This window comes from Streptomyces sp. NPDC022910 (assembly GCF_055561075.1).
This window is the reverse complement of sequence record NZ_JBVHHL010000047.1, coordinates 28,136-45,821: the sequence shown is the minus strand read 5'-3', so window position 1 is coordinate 45,821 and position 17,686 is coordinate 28,136. Positions and strand designations below refer to the sequence as shown.

The 17,686-nt window shown below is 70.4% G+C and carries 16 protein-coding genes and 3 pseudogenes; 5 read left to right on the top strand and 14 right to left on the bottom strand.

Annotation, left to right across the window (positions count from 1 at the left end):
- Positions 1-27: 27 nt before the first annotated feature.
- Both ACZ3TS_RS32145 and ACZ3TS_RS32140 read left to right on the top strand, forming a co-directional pair.
- Positions 28-306, top strand: coding sequence for a ribbon-helix-helix domain-containing protein (locus ACZ3TS_RS32145; protein ID WP_467624891.1), 279 nt, complete (start codon positions 28-30; stop codon positions 304-306).
- Entirely contained in the window at positions 303-728 is a 426-nt protein-coding gene (locus tag ACZ3TS_RS32140; RefSeq protein ID WP_467624862.1) for a PIN domain-containing protein, read from the top strand. Before ACZ3TS_RS32145 ends, ACZ3TS_RS32140 begins: the two co-directional genes overlap by 4 nt.
- Before the next feature lie 361 nt (positions 729-1,089).
- On the opposite strand, the gene ACZ3TS_RS32135 is transcribed toward ACZ3TS_RS32140, so the two are convergent.
- From ACZ3TS_RS32135 to ACZ3TS_RS32115, 5 genes are all read right to left on the bottom strand, one after another.
- Complete coding sequence (locus tag ACZ3TS_RS32135; RefSeq protein ID WP_467624860.1) at positions 1,090-1,371, bottom strand: type II toxin-antitoxin system RelE family toxin; 282 nt, start codon at positions 1,369-1,371, stop codon at positions 1,090-1,092.
- Positions 1,372-1,375: 4 nt separating this feature from the next.
- Positions 1,376-1,657, bottom strand: coding sequence for a type II toxin-antitoxin system Phd/YefM family antitoxin (locus ACZ3TS_RS32130; RefSeq protein ID WP_467624858.1), 282 nt, complete (start codon positions 1,655-1,657; stop codon positions 1,376-1,378).
- Positions 1,654-2,727 (bottom strand): RNA polymerase subunit sigma-70, encoded by a 1,074-nt coding sequence (locus ACZ3TS_RS32125; RefSeq protein WP_467624856.1) that lies wholly within the window; start codon positions 2,725-2,727, stop codon positions 1,654-1,656. The genes ACZ3TS_RS32130 and ACZ3TS_RS32125 overlap by 4 nt, the downstream gene beginning before the upstream one ends.
- 68 nt (positions 2,728-2,795) lie before the next feature.
- The gene (locus ACZ3TS_RS32120) at positions 2,796-3,536 is read right to left on the bottom strand and encodes an SDR family oxidoreductase (protein WP_467624854.1); all 741 of its coding nucleotides are present in this window, start codon (positions 3,534-3,536) and stop codon (positions 2,796-2,798) included.
- 730 nt (positions 3,537-4,266) lie between these two features.
- Entirely contained in the window at positions 4,267-5,058 is a 792-nt protein-coding gene (locus ACZ3TS_RS32115) for an Fpg/Nei family DNA glycosylase (RefSeq protein WP_467624852.1), read from the bottom strand.
- A gap of 277 nt (positions 5,059-5,335) precedes the next feature.
- Here ACZ3TS_RS32115 and ACZ3TS_RS32110 point away from each other — a divergent pair.
- Positions 5,336-5,587: pseudogene (locus ACZ3TS_RS32110) on the top strand (ATP-binding protein); the annotation flags it as partial.
- Positions 5,588-5,875: 288 nt separating this feature from the next.
- On the opposite strand, the gene ACZ3TS_RS32105 reads toward ACZ3TS_RS32110, so the two are convergent.
- The 9 genes and pseudogenes from ACZ3TS_RS32105 to ACZ3TS_RS32065 all read right to left on the bottom strand — a co-directional run bounded on the left by ACZ3TS_RS32105 (position 5,876) and on the right by ACZ3TS_RS32065 (position 16,699).
- Positions 5,876-7,882, bottom strand: coding sequence for a beta-galactosidase (locus tag ACZ3TS_RS32105; protein WP_467624850.1), 2,007 nt, complete (start codon positions 7,880-7,882; stop codon positions 5,876-5,878).
- Positions 7,879-9,195 (bottom strand): annotated as a pseudogene (locus ACZ3TS_RS32100) (glycoside hydrolase family 36 protein). The gene ACZ3TS_RS32105 and the pseudogene ACZ3TS_RS32100 overlap by 4 nt, the downstream one beginning before the upstream one ends.
- 26 nt (positions 9,196-9,221) lie before the next feature.
- Positions 9,222-10,112, bottom strand: coding sequence for a carbohydrate ABC transporter permease (locus ACZ3TS_RS32095; protein ID WP_467624847.1), 891 nt, complete (start codon positions 10,110-10,112; stop codon positions 9,222-9,224).
- Positions 10,109-11,086, bottom strand: a complete 978-nt coding sequence (locus ACZ3TS_RS32090) for a carbohydrate ABC transporter permease (RefSeq protein WP_467624845.1) — start codon at positions 11,084-11,086, stop codon at positions 10,109-10,111. Before ACZ3TS_RS32090 ends, ACZ3TS_RS32095 begins: the two co-directional genes overlap by 4 nt.
- Entirely contained in the window at positions 11,083-12,396 is a 1,314-nt protein-coding gene (locus ACZ3TS_RS32085) for an ABC transporter substrate-binding protein (RefSeq protein ID WP_467624843.1), read from the bottom strand. The genes ACZ3TS_RS32090 and ACZ3TS_RS32085 overlap by 4 nt, the downstream gene beginning before the upstream one ends.
- Before the next feature lie 473 nt (positions 12,397-12,869).
- Entirely contained in the window at positions 12,870-14,843 is a 1,974-nt protein-coding gene (locus tag ACZ3TS_RS32080) for a copper resistance CopC/CopD family protein (RefSeq protein WP_467624841.1), read from the bottom strand.
- Positions 14,844-14,971: 128 nt separating this feature from the next.
- Positions 14,972-15,742 carry an SDR family NAD(P)-dependent oxidoreductase gene (locus ACZ3TS_RS32075; RefSeq protein ID WP_467624839.1) on the bottom strand — a complete coding sequence of 257 codons (771 nt, stop codon included), beginning with the start codon at positions 15,740-15,742 and terminating at the stop codon, positions 14,972-14,974.
- Complete coding sequence (locus ACZ3TS_RS32070; RefSeq protein ID WP_467624838.1) at positions 15,733-16,209, bottom strand: cupin domain-containing protein; 477 nt, start codon at positions 16,207-16,209, stop codon at positions 15,733-15,735. The genes ACZ3TS_RS32075 and ACZ3TS_RS32070 overlap by 10 nt, the downstream gene beginning before the upstream one ends.
- 10 nt (positions 16,210-16,219) lie before the next feature.
- The gene (locus tag ACZ3TS_RS32065; protein ID WP_467624836.1) at positions 16,220-16,699 is read right to left on the bottom strand and encodes a GNAT family N-acetyltransferase; all 480 of its coding nucleotides are present in this window, start codon (positions 16,697-16,699) and stop codon (positions 16,220-16,222) included.
- Between the two features lie 74 nt (positions 16,700-16,773).
- On the opposite strand from ACZ3TS_RS32065, the pseudogene ACZ3TS_RS32060 reads away from it, so the two are divergent.
- Together ACZ3TS_RS32060 and ACZ3TS_RS32055 are read left to right on the top strand one after the other, a co-directional pair.
- Positions 16,774-17,043, top strand: a pseudogene (locus ACZ3TS_RS32060) (SIP domain-containing protein); the annotation flags it as partial.
- Positions 17,044-17,067: 24 nt separating this feature from the next.
- On the top strand, positions 17,068-17,661 hold the full coding sequence (locus ACZ3TS_RS32055) for an HhH-GPD-type base excision DNA repair protein (RefSeq protein WP_467624834.1): 594 nt from the start codon (positions 17,068-17,070) through the stop codon (positions 17,659-17,661).
- Positions 17,662-17,686 lie beyond the last annotated feature (25 nt).

The window sequence follows — 17,686 nt, the reverse complement described above, 5'->3', positions numbered from 1 at the left end:
AATACCAGGAGTATGGTCTCTTGTATGGTGACGACCAAGAAGGTGACGGTGACGATCCCCGAGGATCTCCTCGACGAAATCCGCGCAGAGGCGGCGGAACGGGGCCTGTCGGCGTACGTCGCCGAGGCGCTGCGCTTCAAGCGCGACCGGGACCGGCTGCGGGAACTGGCCGACTGGCTGCAGGAGGAACATGGCCCCCTCACCGAGGAGGAGCGCGCGGCAGCGTTCGAGGAGTTGGAGGATCTCGACGCCGAGCACGAGCGCCGCCGCGCCGCCGGAAAGCACGACGCCGGAGAGGCCGCGTGAAGAAGCGGGCCGCTGAGCAGAGGCAGCGGCCCCTGCGCGTCTTCGTACTCGACTGCGAAGCCCTGTCCCTGGCCGTGCGCGGCGACCGGAAGATGATCGCCTGGCTCGACCTCGCGGCCCGGGACGAAGCCGAGGTGGTGACGTCTCCGATGACGCTGGTCGAGGCGTACGACGGCAGAACCACAGAGCAGCGCTGGGACTGGGTGCTCTCCCGACTCAAGGTCGCCGACATCGGAAAGGACGAGGCCCGCCAGGCCCGCCGACTCCTGACCGACGCCAAGCTGCACGGCCACAAATACGCCATCGACGCGGTGCTCGCCGCCATCGCGCGACAGCAGAAGGGGCAGGTCACCATCTTCACCTCGGACGTGAACGACCTGGAGAAGCTGGTCCCGGACACGATCGTCGTCAGGAAGGTGTAACCGGACCCGCTCTGGTCTCAGTTCTGGTCTCATTCACCCCCATCCAGCGCCGTCCGGAAACCCCACCATCACCCGCTCCACCGCAGGTCAGAACATCCCCGGCCTACCCCGAACCCCCAGACGAACATTTGGAAAGCGTGTTGGGGGCAACCCCTCACGAGTTCGAATCTCGTATCCTCCGCAGCCGCCTGAACGGGCACAACGAAGAGCCGAGCCACAATTGTGGCTCGGCTCTTCGTTGTGCGTCAGTTGCAGTTTTGGTTGCGCTTATAGGCGACATTCGGGACATCCCGACAAAAGGCAGACGCACGCCTCCGCGACTCCCGGCGAGCAGTCGGCAACAACCTGCACTGCGGAGGGCCTACGGAACCTGGCGGTAGACGTCGCGGCGGTTGCCGACGGCCAGGACCCACACGACCAACTGACCGTCCTCAACGGTGTAGACGACGCGGCAGTCGCCAACCCTGAGACGCCAGCGGGCGCTGTGTCCTTGGAGGGCCTTGATGTCGAACGCCGTGGCGTCCCCCGCGTCCATCGCCTTCTGGAGTTCGGCCATGCGGTACAGGATGCGCAGGGCGTCCGGGCGCGGGATCTTGAGCATGTCCCGCTGGGCATGCGGCGTGAAGCGTGTGACGTACCCCATCGGGTCAGTCCTGATCGGCGCGCAGCAAGGCGGCCATCTCTTCGAGCGAGACCGACCCCGCCACACCCTCGGACTCGGCTTCGTCGGCCAGCCGGTTGAGCCATGCCTCCTCGGCGTTCTCCGCGATCTCACGCAGGCGCTGGTACTCCTGGATGTCGATCACGACGGCTTCCTGCTTGCCGCGCCGAGTGATGATCGTCGGGGTTTCCTCCCGCCGGGCGCGATCGATGACATCCGCGAGGTGGCTGCGAACATCGGCCATGGACTCCACTACCGGATCACTCATGTCATGAATGTAGCAGATGTACATGAAGAGCCGGATCGTACGCGTGCTGCTGGGGCCAGGTCAGTGGCGGCGTGGCGCAGACGGGTGACGGTACCGCCACTCGGCGACGTCGCGTTTGTGCTTGCGTGGGCGGTGAAGGTCGCCACCAGAGTCGGGTCGTTGAAGGCGGTGATCCGGGCGATGCGGTACCCACGCAGGGTCAGGACCTGGATGCCGTAGGGCTCGTACCGGCCGTCGCCCGTGTGGTGGTGAACGATGACAGCAGGCTGGCCGTTGGCACGGGTGGGCGTCATCCGCCACAGGTCCGGACGCAGGACGCGGGCGGACAGGAAGCCCAGGACGGCGTGGCGGCCGGTGAACCAGGTCGGGGTCGGCGGCATCTCCATTTCGACGTCGGCGCGGAGCAGGTGCACCAGTGCGTCGGGGTCGGCGCGGGTGAAGGCGTCGACGTAGTCGTCAATGAGGCGGCGCCGGATCTGCTCGTCCGGCTCCGCCAGGTCGTCCGCGACCGGTCCAGCGTCGGCCAAGCGGGCGCGGGCGCGGCGGAGCGCGCTGTCCACGGCCGCGATCGTCGTGTCGAGCATCTCCGCCGCCTCGGCCGTGCGGAACCCGAGCACGTCGCGCAGGGTCAGCACGGCGCGCTGGCGGGCGGACAAGTACTGCAGTGCGGCGATGAATGCGAGACGCACTCCCGTCCGCGCGGCCACGACCGCCGCCGGGTCGTCGGCGCCGAACCGGGCGTCCGGCGCCGGCTGGAGCCACTCCACCGTCGACTCACGGGGAGCCACCGTCACCTGGTGGTCGTCCGAGGGCGCGCCCAGTCCCGACGGCAGGGGCCTGCGCTTGCGCGTCTCGAGTGCCGTCAGGCAGGCCATGGTGGCGATCCGGTACAGCCACCGCCGTACCGAGGAACGGCCCTCGAAGCCGTCGAACCCACGCCACGCCCGCAGGTAGGTCTCCTGCACCAGGTCTTCGGCGTCGTGGATCGAGCCGAGGATCCGGTAGCAGTACGCGAGCAGTTCGGGCCGGAACGGCTCGGTCAGGGCGGTGAAGTCGGCGTCCGACGGCATCGTCGATCCTCCTCGGAGTGCGGCGGGGCCACTGTAGGCGGCGGTGGGCGGCGTGGCCGGGTGGCGGCTCAGCCGATCGGACTCAGACCCTCGCCGCCGAGCCGGTACTCCGGACCGCTGTCCGGGTTCCCGGCGAGCTCCACGACGGCCTTGCCGACCTGCTCCAGGGTGAGGATCGGCTGCCGCTCCTCGATGAAGGTCTCCCGATCGACGCCCACCCGCGCGGCATAGCCCGTGACCCCGACATCGCCCACGCCGCCGACCGGGGTCATGTTCGGCAGCACCGTGACGAACCGGATCCCCAATCCGGCCCGGCCCGACTCCTCGGCGCCGTACTGGCGCAGGTACCGGACGGCGGCCTTGGCGCTGGCGTACCCGCCGCTGAGCGGGGAGCCGCCCAGAGCGGCCCCGCTGGACATCGACAGGACCAGGCTGCCCGGCGCCAAAGGCTCCCGCAGCGCCGCCCCGGTCCAGGTGAACACGTGTCGGGTGTCTACCTCCCAGTTGCGGCTGAAGGTCTCCCAGTCCTGCTCCTGCACGGGCGCCATGTGCGGCGTGGCCCCGGCGTTGAGAACGAGCAGGCCCGGGCGGTGCGTGCGGGTCACCTCCGCGGCGAGCGCTTCGTCAGTGGCGTCGGCGGCGACGGGCGTGAAGCCCTCGCCGAGGTCGTCGCGTACGGCGCGCAGCTCCTGCCCGTCGCGGGCGATACCGATGACGTGGGTACCCCGGGCGACGAGCGCGGCGGCGATCGCGCGCCCGAAGCCGCGGCTGGCGCCGGTGACGACGGCGGTCTGAACGAGATCTGACATCGGAGACTCCACAGTGCTGGTCGGGTGCGGTACCAATCCAGACCAGCGACGGGCGAGAAACCCGTCGCCTTCGCGGAAAGATCTTTTGGTAGATCGCGGCCGGACCGTGCCACCGCCCGGATCGGGCCGCTGCGGCGTACCCGACCTCGCGCAGGCCGCGGACGCATGCGCGGTCGGCCCCAGACCAGCTCCAACGACAACCCAGCACAGCGGGCTCGCCCGTACGCGCCCTGTCCGGGCACCCCAGTTGGGCCGCCACCAACCTCCAGGGGAACGACGCCAACTTCTCGCAGCCACCTGTTACCAACAGCGCCTGGAACACGGTCGGTCAACACACAGATGCGCCGCCTTCGAGTGTGCCAAAGCACACCGGTGAGCGAGTTGCGCACCTAACCGGCCAAGGGTGTAAGGCCCTGCGGATCACCGCGTCGAGTCGACAAAAGCGCAGCTCAGATGAGGATTGCGACGCTAACCCCCACGTCGCTCATTCTCAGCGCGCTGTCGGGAACCCCCGCAGTCCCTAGAAGGGGTGGAGTCCAGGCGCTCCGCCCGTGCGTGCCGACGGCACGCCCTACTTGTAAGGACGCTTGATGACCTTGAACATGCTCGTGCTCGCCATGGTGGTCGTCGTTGTGACGCTGCTCCTGGCCTTGGCGCTCGGCGCGCTGGTGCGCAGGGGATGACCTCTGCTCGCACATCGGACAGCGGGTGTTCGCGTGGTGCCCGGGGCTCAAACCCCGTCCGGCTGGCACTGCGGGCACCACACCGTGCCGCGGCCGGCCATACGGGACCGGTGCAGGGGGCTGCCGCAGCGCGGGCAGGTCGGGACGGGGTCGTCGCGGTGGCCGGTGAGCCAGGAGTCGCGCGGCGGGACGCAGCCGGCGGTGACCGCGAATCGCAGGGTGCGCCGCATCTGGGAGTACAGGCGACGGCGTTCGGCATCGGTGAGATCGCTCGCCCGGCCGGCAGGGCTCAGCCTCGCGCGCCACAGGATCTCGTCGGCCAGCAGATTGCCGAGCCCGGCCAGGACGGACTGGTCGATGAGAACGGTCTTCACGCGGCCGCGGCGTGACGAGAGCGCGGCCTCGAACTGCTCACGGTCCACCGCCATCGCGTCCGGGCCCTGGCGGACCAGCATCCGTGCGACGTCGGAGTCGTCGTCGGCCAGCCAGAGACCCTGAAGCTTGCGCTGGTCGCGGTAGCGGAGCTGACGGCCGCCGCCCACGGTGAACAAGACGCGGTCGTGGGCCTCGGCCGCATCGTCGGGACGGCCGCAGACCAGTCGACCGGTCATGCCGAAGTGCAGCATGAGGGTGGGGCCGTCGCCAGTGCGGGCGAGCAGCCACTTCCCGTGCCGCGCCGGCTCGGTGAATCGTCGGCCTTCCAGCGCGTCGCGCAGCCGCCGCACGCTCACCCCGTGCAATACGCCTGCGTCGCGCACGTCGACACGTTGGATGACCCTGCCCTTCGCGCAGGACTCGAGCACTTTCCGGAATCCCTCGACGTCCGGCAGCTCAGGCATGGTCGAAACCTTCGGCACCCTCGGCCTCGCCTTCCTCGGGCACGGCGGGAGCGCACACGTTCATCACAGCCTCCTCGATGCGATGCCTTGCCCTTCGCTGATCTCATTCCTTCCCGCCGACGCCGTCCGGTTTCACCACCACGAGATCCGCCCCGGGTGAGCACTCCCCGTCCCGCCTCGAATCTTTGCCGCGAACAACGGCCCCGACGGGTTCTCCGATCGCCGCCTTCGTATCCAGAGCTCGCTCATGATCTTCGTAGGGCGTCCACCCCACCCTGGGCGCTGTCTGATCTGCGAGGTGTCGGACGGCAGCAGCACCTCGCCGCGCCTGCGACGGGCGGCGGACATGGACGAAGGCGGGCGGGGACTGTTCCTCGTGGCGCAGTTCGCACAACGGTGGGGAACGCGGTACACGCCAGGCGGCAAGGTCATCTGGGCGGAGCAGCCCCTTCGCGACGGCACATTCGCCGCCACGGACTACGCACCGGTCGACGTTCTCCTCGAGCAGTTCGACGAGGCCGCCCTGTGAGCCCGTAGGGGGTGGAAACTCGCGAAACGGCGGGGGAGGCTGTTCCCATGCGGTCGCTCCTCCGCTCAGCTCCTCCGTCTGGGGCGGGCGGTCACCGCCGGGCCCTGCTCGGGTTCGAACAGTGCGTGCCCTTCGCGGTCGTGCTCCTGGGGCTGGGTATCGAACTCTCGCCCGCGCACTTCCTGTACACCGGGCCCTTCCTCACCGCGATGCCCCCGCTGGCCGCGTTGCGCGCGCGGCCGGTGTCCCGGGACGCGCGTCCCGGGACACCGCGACAGCCCTACGGCCTCAGCCCCGCCGCGGCTCCCGTACCACCGCCACCTCGCCGGGACCTACCGTCACCGAGCCCGGCACCGGCTTGCCCGTGAGGAGTTCCACGGCGCCCTCGGCGACGGTCACCTCCGCACCCCGGCCCGCGTGGTCGATCACGAACAGGTAGTCCGCGGACGGCCCCCGGCGCCGGACCACCTCGACGCCCTCCGGTGCCGTGCGGACCGGCTCCACGCCCGCCTCCGTGCGGATGCGGGTCAGGAGGGACGCGAGGGTGGTGGGGTCCGGCTGCGTGGCCAGGTACCAGGCGGTGCCCTCGCCGTGGGCGTGACGCGTCACCGCCGGGACGTCCTTCAGCGGACCCTGCGCGTACGACGCCACCGCCTCGGCGCCCTCCAGGCGCAGGCGCTCCGACCACAGCAGGGCCGAGCCGCCCTCGTTCAGGGCCGGCGACTCGTCCGGCAGCAGCGGGAAGAGCTCGTCCGACCTGACCCCGAGCGCCTCGCGGAACGCTCCGGGGTAACCGCCCAGCCGTACATGGCAGTTCTCGTCCACCGCCCCGCTGTGGAAGCCGACCGCCAGGGTGCCGCCGCGCTCCGCGAAGCCGGTGAGGTTGCCCGCGCCCTGGTCGTCGACGAGGTACAGGCTGGGCACCAGGACCAGGCGGTACGACGACAGATCCGCGTCCGGGCGGACGAAGTCCACCGCGACGCCCTCGCGCCACAGCGGCTCGTACCAGGAACGGACCAGGTCCAGGAAGCGCAGTTCGGCGCTCGGCTGGGAGGGGAGTTCCAGGGCCCAGCGGGCGTTCCAGTCCCAGACGACGGCCACCTCGGCCGTGCCGGTGCTGCCGCGCACCTCGGCGAGCGCCTTCAGGTCCGCGCCCAGCCGGACCACGTCCTGCCAGATCCGGCTGTCCGTGCCCGCGTGCGGCAGCATCGCCGAGTGCCACTGCTCGGCGCCCGCCTTCGACGCCCGCCACTGGAAGTACGCGATGCCGTCCGCGCCGTGCGCCACATGCGCGAGGGCGTTGCGGCGCAGCTGCCCCGGACCCTTGGCGCGGTTGACCGGCTGCCAGTTCACCGCGCCCGTGGAGTGTTCCATCAGGAACCACGGGCCACCCGCCAGCGAGCGCATCAGGTCGCCGCTCAGCGCGATGTCGATCTCCGACTCGGGGTCCGTCGCCTGGAGGTAGTGGTCGTTCGCCACCACGTCCAGCTCCGGAGCCCAGCGCCAGTAGTCCAGCGCGTCGAAGCTGAAGTTCACCATGAAGTTGGTGGTGGCGGGGATCGACGGGGCCGCCGCGCGCAGGACGTCCCGTTCCGCCCTGTACAGCGACAGCAGCTCGTCCGAGCAGAAGCGACGCCAGTCCAGCCGGTGGGCCGGGTTGGGAACGGCGCCCGTCGCCCGCGGGGGCAGGATCTCGTCCCAGTCGCCGTACCACTGGCTCCAGAAGGCGGTGCCCCAGGCGTGGTTGAGCGCCGCGAGGTCGTCGCCGTAGCGCGCGCGCAGCCAGCGCCGGAACGCCTCCGCGCTCGTGTCGCAGTAGCACTCCGCGTTGTGGCAGCCGTACTCGTTGTGGACGTGCCACATCGCCACCGCCGGGTGGTCCGCGTACCGCTCGGCCAGCGCCCCCGCGATGCGCAGGGCGGCCGTGCGGTACGCGGGGCTGCTCGGGCAGAAGGTCTGACGGCTGCCGTAGGAGAGGGTGCGGCCGTCGCGGTCCACCGGCAGGGCCTCCGGATGGGCGCGGAAGAACCAGGCCGGCGGGGCGGCCGTGGGGGTCGCAAGATCGGCGGCGATGCCGTTCTCGTGGAGCAGGTCGAGGATGCGGTCCATCCGCGAGAAGTCGAACTCACCCTCGGACGGCTCCAGGAAGGCCCAGGAGAAGATGCCGACGGAGACCATCGTCACCCCGGCCTCGCGCATCAGGCGCATGTCCTCGGCCCAGACCTCCTCGGGCCACTGCTCCGGGTTGTAGTCGCCGCCGTACGCGATGCCGGGGACGGACAGGATGCGGGTCACTGGGCGCCTTTCGAGGAGAGCAGTCGGCGGGTGGTGGCCACACCCCATGCATCGAGCGAGAGCAGCCGGTCGCTGGAGGCCATGAGGCCGCCGGTGGCCTCGACGTGCGCCGCCCAGCGCTCGCGGGTCTCCACGGCGGGGCGGGCCATCAGGCAGTCGGGGTCGTTGACCCAGAGGCGGCCGTGCTGCCACTGGCGTCCGGCGCCGGTGAACTCGGCGGGGTCCTGGCCGGGCTGGCTGTAGTCGTCCGCCTCGGGGCGGCGGTGCGGCGCGGTGTCGGGACTGACCCGCAACGCGTCGAACAGCCCGATGGACGGGAGGATCGGCGCGCCGCACCCCAGCAGGTAGGCGTCCGCGCCGATGGCGTCGCGGACGATGCCGATGCCCGCACGGTACGCCGTGAGCGGGTCGGCCCCGGAGTGGCGTACGCCGTCGAGGGCGCCCGCGTAGAGGAAGTCGACCTTGAAGTAGTCGTAGCCCTCGGCGCGGAGCGTGGTGAACACGTGCGCCAGGTACGCCGCCGCCTCCGGGTGAGTGGTGTCCAGGACGTACGGGTCGTGGCCCCAGTTGCGGCCCGCGTGGAGCGGCGCGCCCAGGTCGTCCCGTACGAGCCAGTCGGGATGGATGGTGGCGAGGTCGCTGTCCGGGGCCACCAGGAACGGTGCCGTTCAGATACCCGCTCGGCGGCCACGGGCGCGGATAGCGTCGGCGATCCCCGCGCGGGAGCGGAAGCGACCGGAGAGGGTGAGCCAGTCGCCGAGCGCGCTCTGGTAGCCGTCGTCGATCTGGACGACGTCGATGGGCAGGTCGAGGGTGTCCATCGCACGGAGGTTCTCGTGGATGTCGTCCTCGGTGACCTCGGTGAAGTACTCGTACCAGGAGCACCAGACGGTGGGGGCGGCGCGCGGAGGCGTGACCCCCAGTCCCTCGGCCCATCGGGCGAGGGTGGACTGGACGTCGGCTCCGGTCAGCTCACGCACCGGCCCGTCGCAGCTGACCTCGGCCCGCCCGTCCCGTACCTCCAGCCGGATGGACGGGACGGAGCGGTAGGGATCGGTCGCCGCCCACAGCCGGACGGGCGAACCGTCACCCGGGTCGAGCGCCAGCAGACCCTCCCCCTGGAAGGTGTCGGCGGGCACCGTGCGGCCGGGTCGGTAGCAGACGGTCGCCCAGTTGTCGTTCGTGGGGCGGTGGGGCTTCTCACCGAGGGCGTAGGCGCCGCTGGGGCTCCAGGACTGCCAGCCCTCCTCGTGGACCCGTGCGCCGGAGACGTCCACGGGGAGGGAGGCGAGTGGCGTGAAGGGGTGGGGCACAGTGGTTCCCTTTCACAACGTGCGGGTCAGCCCTTGTTGGCGCCCAGGGTCAGACCGCTCACGAACTGGCGCTGCAGCGCGAAGTACACGATCAGCGTCGGGATCGCGGTGAGCAGGGCACCGGCGGCGACCAGGTTGGGGTCGGTGAAGTACTGGCCGGAGAGGTTGTTCAGGGCCGAGGTGATCGGCATGTTCTCGCCGGTCGAGATCAGGACGATGGCCCAGAAGAAGTCGTTGTAGATCCAGATGGACAGCAGGGTCGCCAGGGCCGCCATCGCGGGCTTGCACAGCGGCAGCACGATCTGCCAGTACATACGCCACACCGACGCGCCGTCGACCAGCGCGGCCTCGGTCAGCTCGTGCGGCAGCATGCGCATGTAGTTGCTCAGCACGAAGGCGCAGAAGCCGGACTGGAACGCCACGTGGATGAGCACCAGGCCGAGCGCGGAGTCGTACAGCTTGCCGCTGGCCGTGATGCCGGGCAGGTTCACCAGCAGGTACATGCGGTACAGCGGGGTGATGATGACCTGCTGCGGCAGCAGGTTGCCGGCCGTGAAGACCAGCAGCAGGAAGAGGTTGAGCCTGAAGTCGAAGCGGCTGACGTAGAAGGCGACCATCGACGACAGCAGCAGCGTCAGCAGCACGGCGGGGACCGCGATCAGCAGCGTGTTGCCGAAGTAGTGCATCATGTCGGACTGCTTGAACGCGTTCGTGAAGTTGTCGAAGTTCAGCTTGTCGGGCCAGGAGACATAGCCCTTGTTGCTGGTCTCCGAGTACGGGCGCAGGGCCGCCAACACCGCCCACAGCAGCGGGGCGAGCCAGGCCAGCGAGGTGACGACGAGGAACACGTGCAGCAGGACCCGGGCCGGGCGGACCGGGGTGCGCTGCCGGCCGAGCGCGGCGGTGGGGGTGCTCATGCGCGCCGCTCCTTCCGGAAGGTCGCGATCAGGTACGGGATGATGACCGCGAGGGAGATGACCAGCAGGACGACGGCGATCGCCGACCCGTATCCGATCCGGCTGGACTCGCCGATGATGTTGTTGGTGATCAGGATCGACAGGAGCTCGGTGCCCTGGGCGCCCTTGTTGAAGACGAACACCAGGTCGAAGGCGCGCAGGGCCTCGATGATGGTGACGACCAGGACAACGGTGTTGGTGGGCCGCAGCGTCGGGAAGATGACGTTCTTGAACGTCTGCCACTCGTTCGCGCCGTCCAGTGCGGAGGCCTCGCGCAGAGAGGGGTCGACGCCCTTCAGACCCGCCAGGTAAAGGATCATCATGTACCCGGTGTGCCGCCAGGAGGCGGCGACCAGGACGGCCCACAGGTTCAGGTGCGGGTCGCCGATCCAGTCGATGTAGTGGCCGGGCTTGTTCGCCCCGATGAGGCTGTTGATCAGACCGGTGTCGGGGTTGTAGACGAGCTGCCAGACGAACCCGGTGACCGCCAGCGACACCACGACCGGCAGGAAGAACGCGGTCTGGTAGACCCGGCTGAAGCGGATCTTTTTGTCCAGTTGGACGGCCAGGAACAGGCCCATCGGCGTCGGGATCAGGATGAGCACGACGAACCAGATGATGTTGTGCTCGACGGCGGGCCAGAACTGCGGGTTGTTGGTGAACAACTCCTTGAAGTTGTCCAGGCCCACCCACTTGATCGAGTCGAAGCCGATGCCGTCCCAGGTGGTGAAGGCCAGGGCGATCGAGGCGAGGGCGGTGAGCCAGACGAGGGCCACGTGCAGAACCGTGGGCACGCCCGCCATGAAGGCGAGCGTGATGCGGTCACGGCGGGTCAGCAGGCGCTTGTGGCCCTGCGGGACCCGCTTCTCAGGCGCGGGGCCCGGGGGCGGCACGGCGGCCGCCTCCGGGCTCTTCGAGGTCGTGTCGGTGGTCATGCGGAAGCGAAGATCGTCTTCTTCTGACGCTCGATCGAGGACAGCAGGCTGTCGACGCCCTTGGGGTTCTGGAGGAACTTCTGCAGCCCGGGCTGCATCACCGTGGAGGTGAAGTCCGGCCGCGAGTCGCGGTCCATGAACTGGGTGAGGCTCTTGGCCTCACTGATCATCGTGTACGCCTTCTTCTGCAGCGCGGTGTACGAGGAGGTGTCGGCCTTGCTGGAGGCGGCCACCACGCTGGAGTCGGCCTTGAGGTAGATCTGCTCGGCCTCCGGCGTGCCCAGGTACTCCATCAGCTTCACGACACCGTCGTGGTTCTTCGGGGACTTGCTGACCATGAAGCCGTCGGTGGGCGCCTCGACGGTGTCCTGCCCGTACGCGGAGTTGATCTCCGGGAAGGCGAAGAAGTCCAGGTCCTCCACATCGGCCTTGTTGGTGAACTGCTGCCCCACGAAGGAGCCGAGGAGGTACATGCCGGCCTTCTTCGACACCAGGGTCTGGGCGGCGTCCTGCCAGGTGCGGCCCATGAAGCCGTCCTGGTGGTAGGGGAGGAGCTCGGCCCAGTGGTCGAAGACGGCCTTGACCTTGGCGTCGGTCCACGACTCCTTGCCCGCCATCAGGGACTTGTGGAAGTCGTAGCCGTTGAGGCGGAAGTTGATCTGGTCGAAGGTGCCCATCGCCGGCCAGGCGTCCTTGTCGCCGAAGGCGATCGGGACCAGGCCGTCCTTCTTCATCTGCTTGCACAGGGCGACCAACTGGTCCCAGGTGGTCGGAATCTCATAGCCGTGCTGCTTGAAGACGCTCTTGCGGTAGAAGAGCGCCCACGGGTACGTGTACAGCGGCACGAAGTAGTACTTGCCGTCATCGCTCTTGCTGAGCTGCTTCATCGCGTCCGGGAAGTTGTCCCCGATCTTCGCCCACACGTCGTCGATCGGCGAGGCGAGATGCTTGGCCGCGAAGAACTGCATGCGGTAGCCGGCGAACCAGGTGAACACGTCGTCCGGCGTGCCCTGCAGGTAGGAGTTGATCTGCTCCTGGAAGGTGTTGTGGTCCTTGGTGTTCACGTCGACCTTGATGCCGGACTTCTTCGTGAAGGCCGCGTAGATCTCGGCGAACGCCTTCTTCGGCACCGCGTCGGAGGAGTTGGAGCCGAGGGAGACGGTCTTCGGGTCGGAGGACGAGCCGCTGCCGCCGCAGGCGGACAGCAGGGGTATGCCCGCGCCCGCGAGGAGGGCGGCGCCGCCGACGCCGCGCAGCAGGGAACGGCGGCTCTGGCCGGGGGCGGAGAGACCGGAGGGCGAGTGATGCATGACGGCTCCTGAGGGCAGGGTCAGTCGGTAACGGATGGCTCTGAGGACCGGGGTCAGAATCCACCAGAAACCAACTCGACCGAACATCGTGGGCGTCATAAGACCCTCATGTCCGGTCATGCGTCAAGAGCCGTCGCGGCCGTTTTTGAAACGTAATCGACACTCACTTGATCAACATCGCTAACAATCAGGCAGGCGGCAGAGGTGCCCGCAACAAGATGGATACGGCACCTGTATCGGCTAAGCCGCTGGTCACCCGCGAGTGTGCGTGGTCATGAGGTCGCCCGGGATCGGGTGAGAACGGTCGGCGGGAGGCTCGGCGGGCGTCGGATCCCGCGGAAGCCACCGTTTCCCGCAATGCTGAAGAGCTCCTGAAGCACAGGGTTTCTGTCCCACGTGGGCCGCTGACCCACTGTCACGTGCCGCCCGCCCCGGCCGACATGGGGAACGCCGGTGCCGCCACGCCCACCGGGCTAGCCGATCCGCACGGTCCTCGACACGGTGACCTGGTCGATGTCGCTCGTGCGGACCGTCGCCTTCATCGTCCAGGTGCCCGCCAGCGGGAGGTTCAGCGCGTCCGCGTACCAGTAGCCGCCCCGGTCCCGGACCTTCGCGTCCAGGGGGCCGATGTTCCGGTCCTTGAGGGTAAAGGTCAGACGCAGCTCGGGGACCGTCGCGATACCGCCGTCCGGACCGTAGATCACCGCCTGGACCTGGTTCTCGCCCACCCGGCCCGGCGTCAGTTCGATCTGCACCTTGCCGTGCCCGCCGGGCGTCCCCACGTCGAAGGGGACCACGGTGGTGGAGGCGAGGGGCTGTTCGGCGGAGGCTTGCGACGCCGCCGCCTCCGTCGCGGCCCGGCCGGGCTGGGTGCCCGTGAGCAGCGTCGTGATCACGAGCACCACCACCCCGATCGTGATCTCCGCCAGCACCGAGCGACGCAGGGCCCTGCGGTCCGGCGCCCGGTCGTCCGCGGCTCCCTGTCCCGGCCCGGCATCCAAGCGGCCGGTCTGCGGGTCCCGGGCCGTTGGTACGGCGCCCGTGTCGGCGTCCATGCGCCCGTCCGCAGTGCCGCCGTCCCGCCGAACGGCCTGCGCCCGAACAGTCGCCGCCGCCACCGGTTCCCGCACCCGCCCCGGCAGCGTCACCTCCGCTGCCGGCACCGCGAGCCGCTGCGTCCATCGACGCGAGTACGCCGCCGCCGCGAGCAGCAGCACGACCGCGACCAGTTTGGCGGTCAGCAGCCTGCCGTAGGTCGTGGAGGTGAGCGCGTCGAGGGAGCCGAGGCCGCGCCATGACTGGTAGACGCCGGTGGCGGCCAGAACGGCGACCGCCACGAGGGCCAGGCGCGAGAAGCGGGCGACCGCGGCGGCCGGAAGCTCCTCGGGCGTCCGGTACAGCGCGGTGAGCAGCGCCGCGAGACCGCCCAGCCATACCGCCATGGCCAGCAGGTGCAGCACCGCCGAGGTCATCGCCAGCGGGACCTGGATGCCCGCCGAGGCGTGCTCGGACACCGCCCAGGTGAGGGCCAGCGCGAGCGACAGCAGACTCACGACGGCCAACCACAGCCCGGCACCGACGACGGGGCCGGCACCGGTCCGCGATCCGTCGGCGGCCCGGTCGTCGCCGCCCGTCCGTCCCCCGCCCCGCGCGGACGTCGGCGCCGCCCACCCCGCGACCGCCGCGGCGCCGCCCAGCACGACCACCCGCGCCAGCAGCGCAAGCCCGGGGCGGCTCGTCGCCGTCTCGCGCAGGACCGGGAGATCGAAAGCCGTCACCGGGCCGCTGCCGCGCTCGTACGGGCCCCGGAGCAGCAGCAGCGCGAGCGTGGACGCCAGCAAGGTCCACCAGCCGCCCACGAGCAGACCGCGGGCCGGCATCACACCGGTCGCCATCGCGAACACGGTGACACCGAGCAGCAGGGCCAGGCCCCCGTAGGCGACATAGCGGGCGATGTCGTAGAGCGCCGCAGAGGCGGCGTCCTGGGGCCCGTCCGACGGCAGGACCACGGTCGTCGCGGAGGGCTTGCCGACGGAGAAGGTGAGGGCACCGGACGCCGGGTGGCTGTCCGCCGACACCACGCGCCACGCCACGATGTACGTGCCCTGGGCGAGGTCGGGGAGCGTGACGCGCGCGGTGTCCGCCCGGCCGTCCGCGTGCTCCTGCTCGCCGGTGTGGACCCGCCGGTTGCCCGGGTCGAACACGCGGATGGAGTCGTCCAGCAGGCCGACCGACTCGGAGAAGGTGAGGGTGACGGCCTTCGGCGGCGTCTTCAGCACGCTGCCGTCCGCCGGGTCTGTGCCCTTCAGGACGGCGTGCGCGGACGCGGAACCGGCGCCCGCGAAGAGGACCAAGGCAACGGCGAGCAGGAGCAACGCGAGGTACCGCAGCCGCCCCCCACGAGTGATCGCCCCCGAACTCCCCCCGCCCACGCGTCCTGCGCCCACGTCACGTCTCCCGTATCGGCCCGTCCTGACTCTCGGTTACCTACGGACGCGGCGGGCGCCGCGCTCAGCGTGGCCGCAACACCGTCGACCCGTGTACGAGAGTCACGCCATCATGACCGGGAGCCGCGTCACCACGTGGGCCGGGCCGACACCCCGCCGTCCACCACCAGGTCGTGGCCGGTGATCCAGGAGGCGAGCGGCGAAGCCAGGAACACGCACGCGTCCCCGATGTCCTCCGGGCTTCCCAACCGGCCGGTGGGCACCGCCTGTCGCCATCGGCGCACCCCCTCCGGCCAGTCCTCCGCCAAACCTTCGCGCTCGATCAGGCCGGGCGAGACGGTGTTGACGCGGATGCCGTCCGGGCCGTATTCGAGGGCCGCGGACCTCGCGTGCATGACGACGGCCGCCTTGGACGCGCTGTAGTGGGCGTGCAACGGGGCGGGATGCGTGGCCTCGATGGAGGCGATGTGGGTGACGGTGCCGCCACCCGCCCCGCGCATGACCTCCGCCGCCGCCTGCGTGCAGGCGAACACGCTCGACAGGTTGGCGTCGACCACGGCCCGCCAGTCGGCGGCAGTCATCCCCGCCAGCTCCTGCGTCGGTTGCACCCCCGCGTTGTTGACCAGCGCCGTCAGCCGGCCGTCGCCCCACTCGGTGGCCTCGCGCACCAGGCGCCGGCACTCGTCCTCCACCGTGAGGTCGGCCTGGAGTACGACGGACCGGGCACCCGTGTCCCGCATGCGCGCGGCCACGTCGTGCGCCGCTCGAACCGACGTACGACAGTGGAGGGCGACCGCCGCGCCCTCCTCGGCGAACCGCAGCGCGATCCCTCGCCCGATGCCCCCGCCCGCCCCGGTCACCAGGGCCACCTGTCCCGCCAGCAGCCCGCTCACCGGCACAGCCCCGCGATCCGCGCCGCTTCGGCCGGATAGCGCGCGGTCAGTTCGGCCGCGTCGCCGTGCTCGTAACCCTCGTAGGTGAAGCCCGGCGCCATGGTGCACCCGAACAGCGTCCACGCCCCGCCCTCGGCGACCCGTCCGCCCATCCAGCTGCCGCCCGGCACGGTGAGCTGGACGTGCTGGCCCCCGAAGACGTCCGGTCCCAGTACGGCCGTACGGGCGCTCCCGTCGGGGGCGAGCAGCAGCAGCTCCAGCGGATCGCCGAGGTAGAAGTGCCAGACCTCGTCCGCCGGGAGGCGGTGCAGCGCCGAGTAGTCGTCCGGTTCGGCGGTCAGCAGGGCGACGATCGCCGTGCCCGCCGGACGCCCGTCGGGCAGCTCGGGGCCTGCCCAGGTCCGCCGGAACCGGCCGCCCTCGCGCGGGATCGGTTCCAGGCCGTAGTGCGCGACGAGGTCGTCAGGGGTCACGGCACGCAGGCTAGTTGCCGCGGGCGGCCTCACGGGTGAGGAACGCCAGTCGGGCGCGCTTCTCGGGAAGGTACACGTCGGGCAGGTCGACCTCGGGCAGGACGACGGCCGGGCCGGCCACGAAACCCTGGCGCAGGAACCGGGCGACGGCCTTCTCGTTGCGCTCGTCGGGGTCGACGACGATCCGCCGCCGGTCCAGGCCGGTCAGCACGAACGACGTGAAGGGGGTCAGCAGGGCCGCGGTCCAGCCGGGGCGCGGCCCCCCGGAGCCGGCGGGCCCGAGGAGGAGGTGGATGCCGATGTCACCGGGCTCGTCGGCCGCGGTCCCGGCCGGCCGTTCCGGCGCGGCCGAAGGCTCGTCCGACCCGTCCCCGCCGCCCGAGAGCCCCCCACCGAGCCCTTCCGGACCGCCGATCACGACCGGGCCTCTCGGCGTCTCGATCACCTCCACCTCGGCCGGATCACCCCCGGCGACCTCGACCGTCTCCACCAGCCGGGTGACGGCGCGCCACCGCCCGTCCGGGTCCAGGGCCTCGACGCCGCCGTCCGCCGTACGCCGCAGTCGCTCGGTTCGAGGGCACCCTCGACGGTCTTCCCTTCCGCACCGACCCCGCCCGGCACGACCTGCGCCCCGTGCCCCGCCGGGACTCCGCCGCCCGTCTGGTCGCCGAGGTGAGGTCGGCCCTGCCCGCCCTGCTGACGGCCACCCCGGACCCGTACGTCTGGATCGCCTGCGACACCACGACGACACGGACGCTGAGCGCGTACGTGCGCAAGGAGCTGGGCCTCCCGAGACAGCGGCTGAACGCTCTGGGGCACTGGCGCGCAGCCTGAGCCCGCACGCGGGATCATCGAGGCATGGACGTCACCCTTCATCTCGCCCAGGATCCCGAGGCCGACGCGCTCCTCGGGCGCAGTCCGCTCGCCGCGCTGATCGGGATGCTGCTGGACCAGCAGGTTCCGATGGAGTGGGCGTTCAAGGGGCCGTGGACCATCGCGCAGCGCCTCGGCACGGACGACCTCGACGCGCACGAGATCGCGGCGTACGACCCGGAGGCCTTCGCCGAACTGCTGTCCGAGAAGCCCGCGGTGCACCGCTACCCGGGTTCCATGGCCAAGCGCATCCAGCAGCTGTGCCAGTACCTCGTCGAGCACTACGACGGCGATCCCGAGGCCGTCCGGAAGGACGTCGACAGCGGGCAGGAGCTGCTGAAGCGACTCGAGGAGCTGCCCGGGTTCGGCAAACAGAAGGCACAGATCTTCCTCGCCCTGCTCGGCAAGCAGCTGGGCGTGCGGCCGAAGGGCTGGCGGGAGGCCGCGGGGCCGTACGGCGAGGAGAAGTCGTTCCGATCCGTCGCCGACATCACCGGGCCCGCGTCACTGGCGAAGGTCCGTGCGCACAAGCAGGAGATGAAAGCGGTGGCAAAGGCCGCCAAGGCCGCGGGCAGGTAGGCGTCAGCCGGTTGGACCGTCCGGG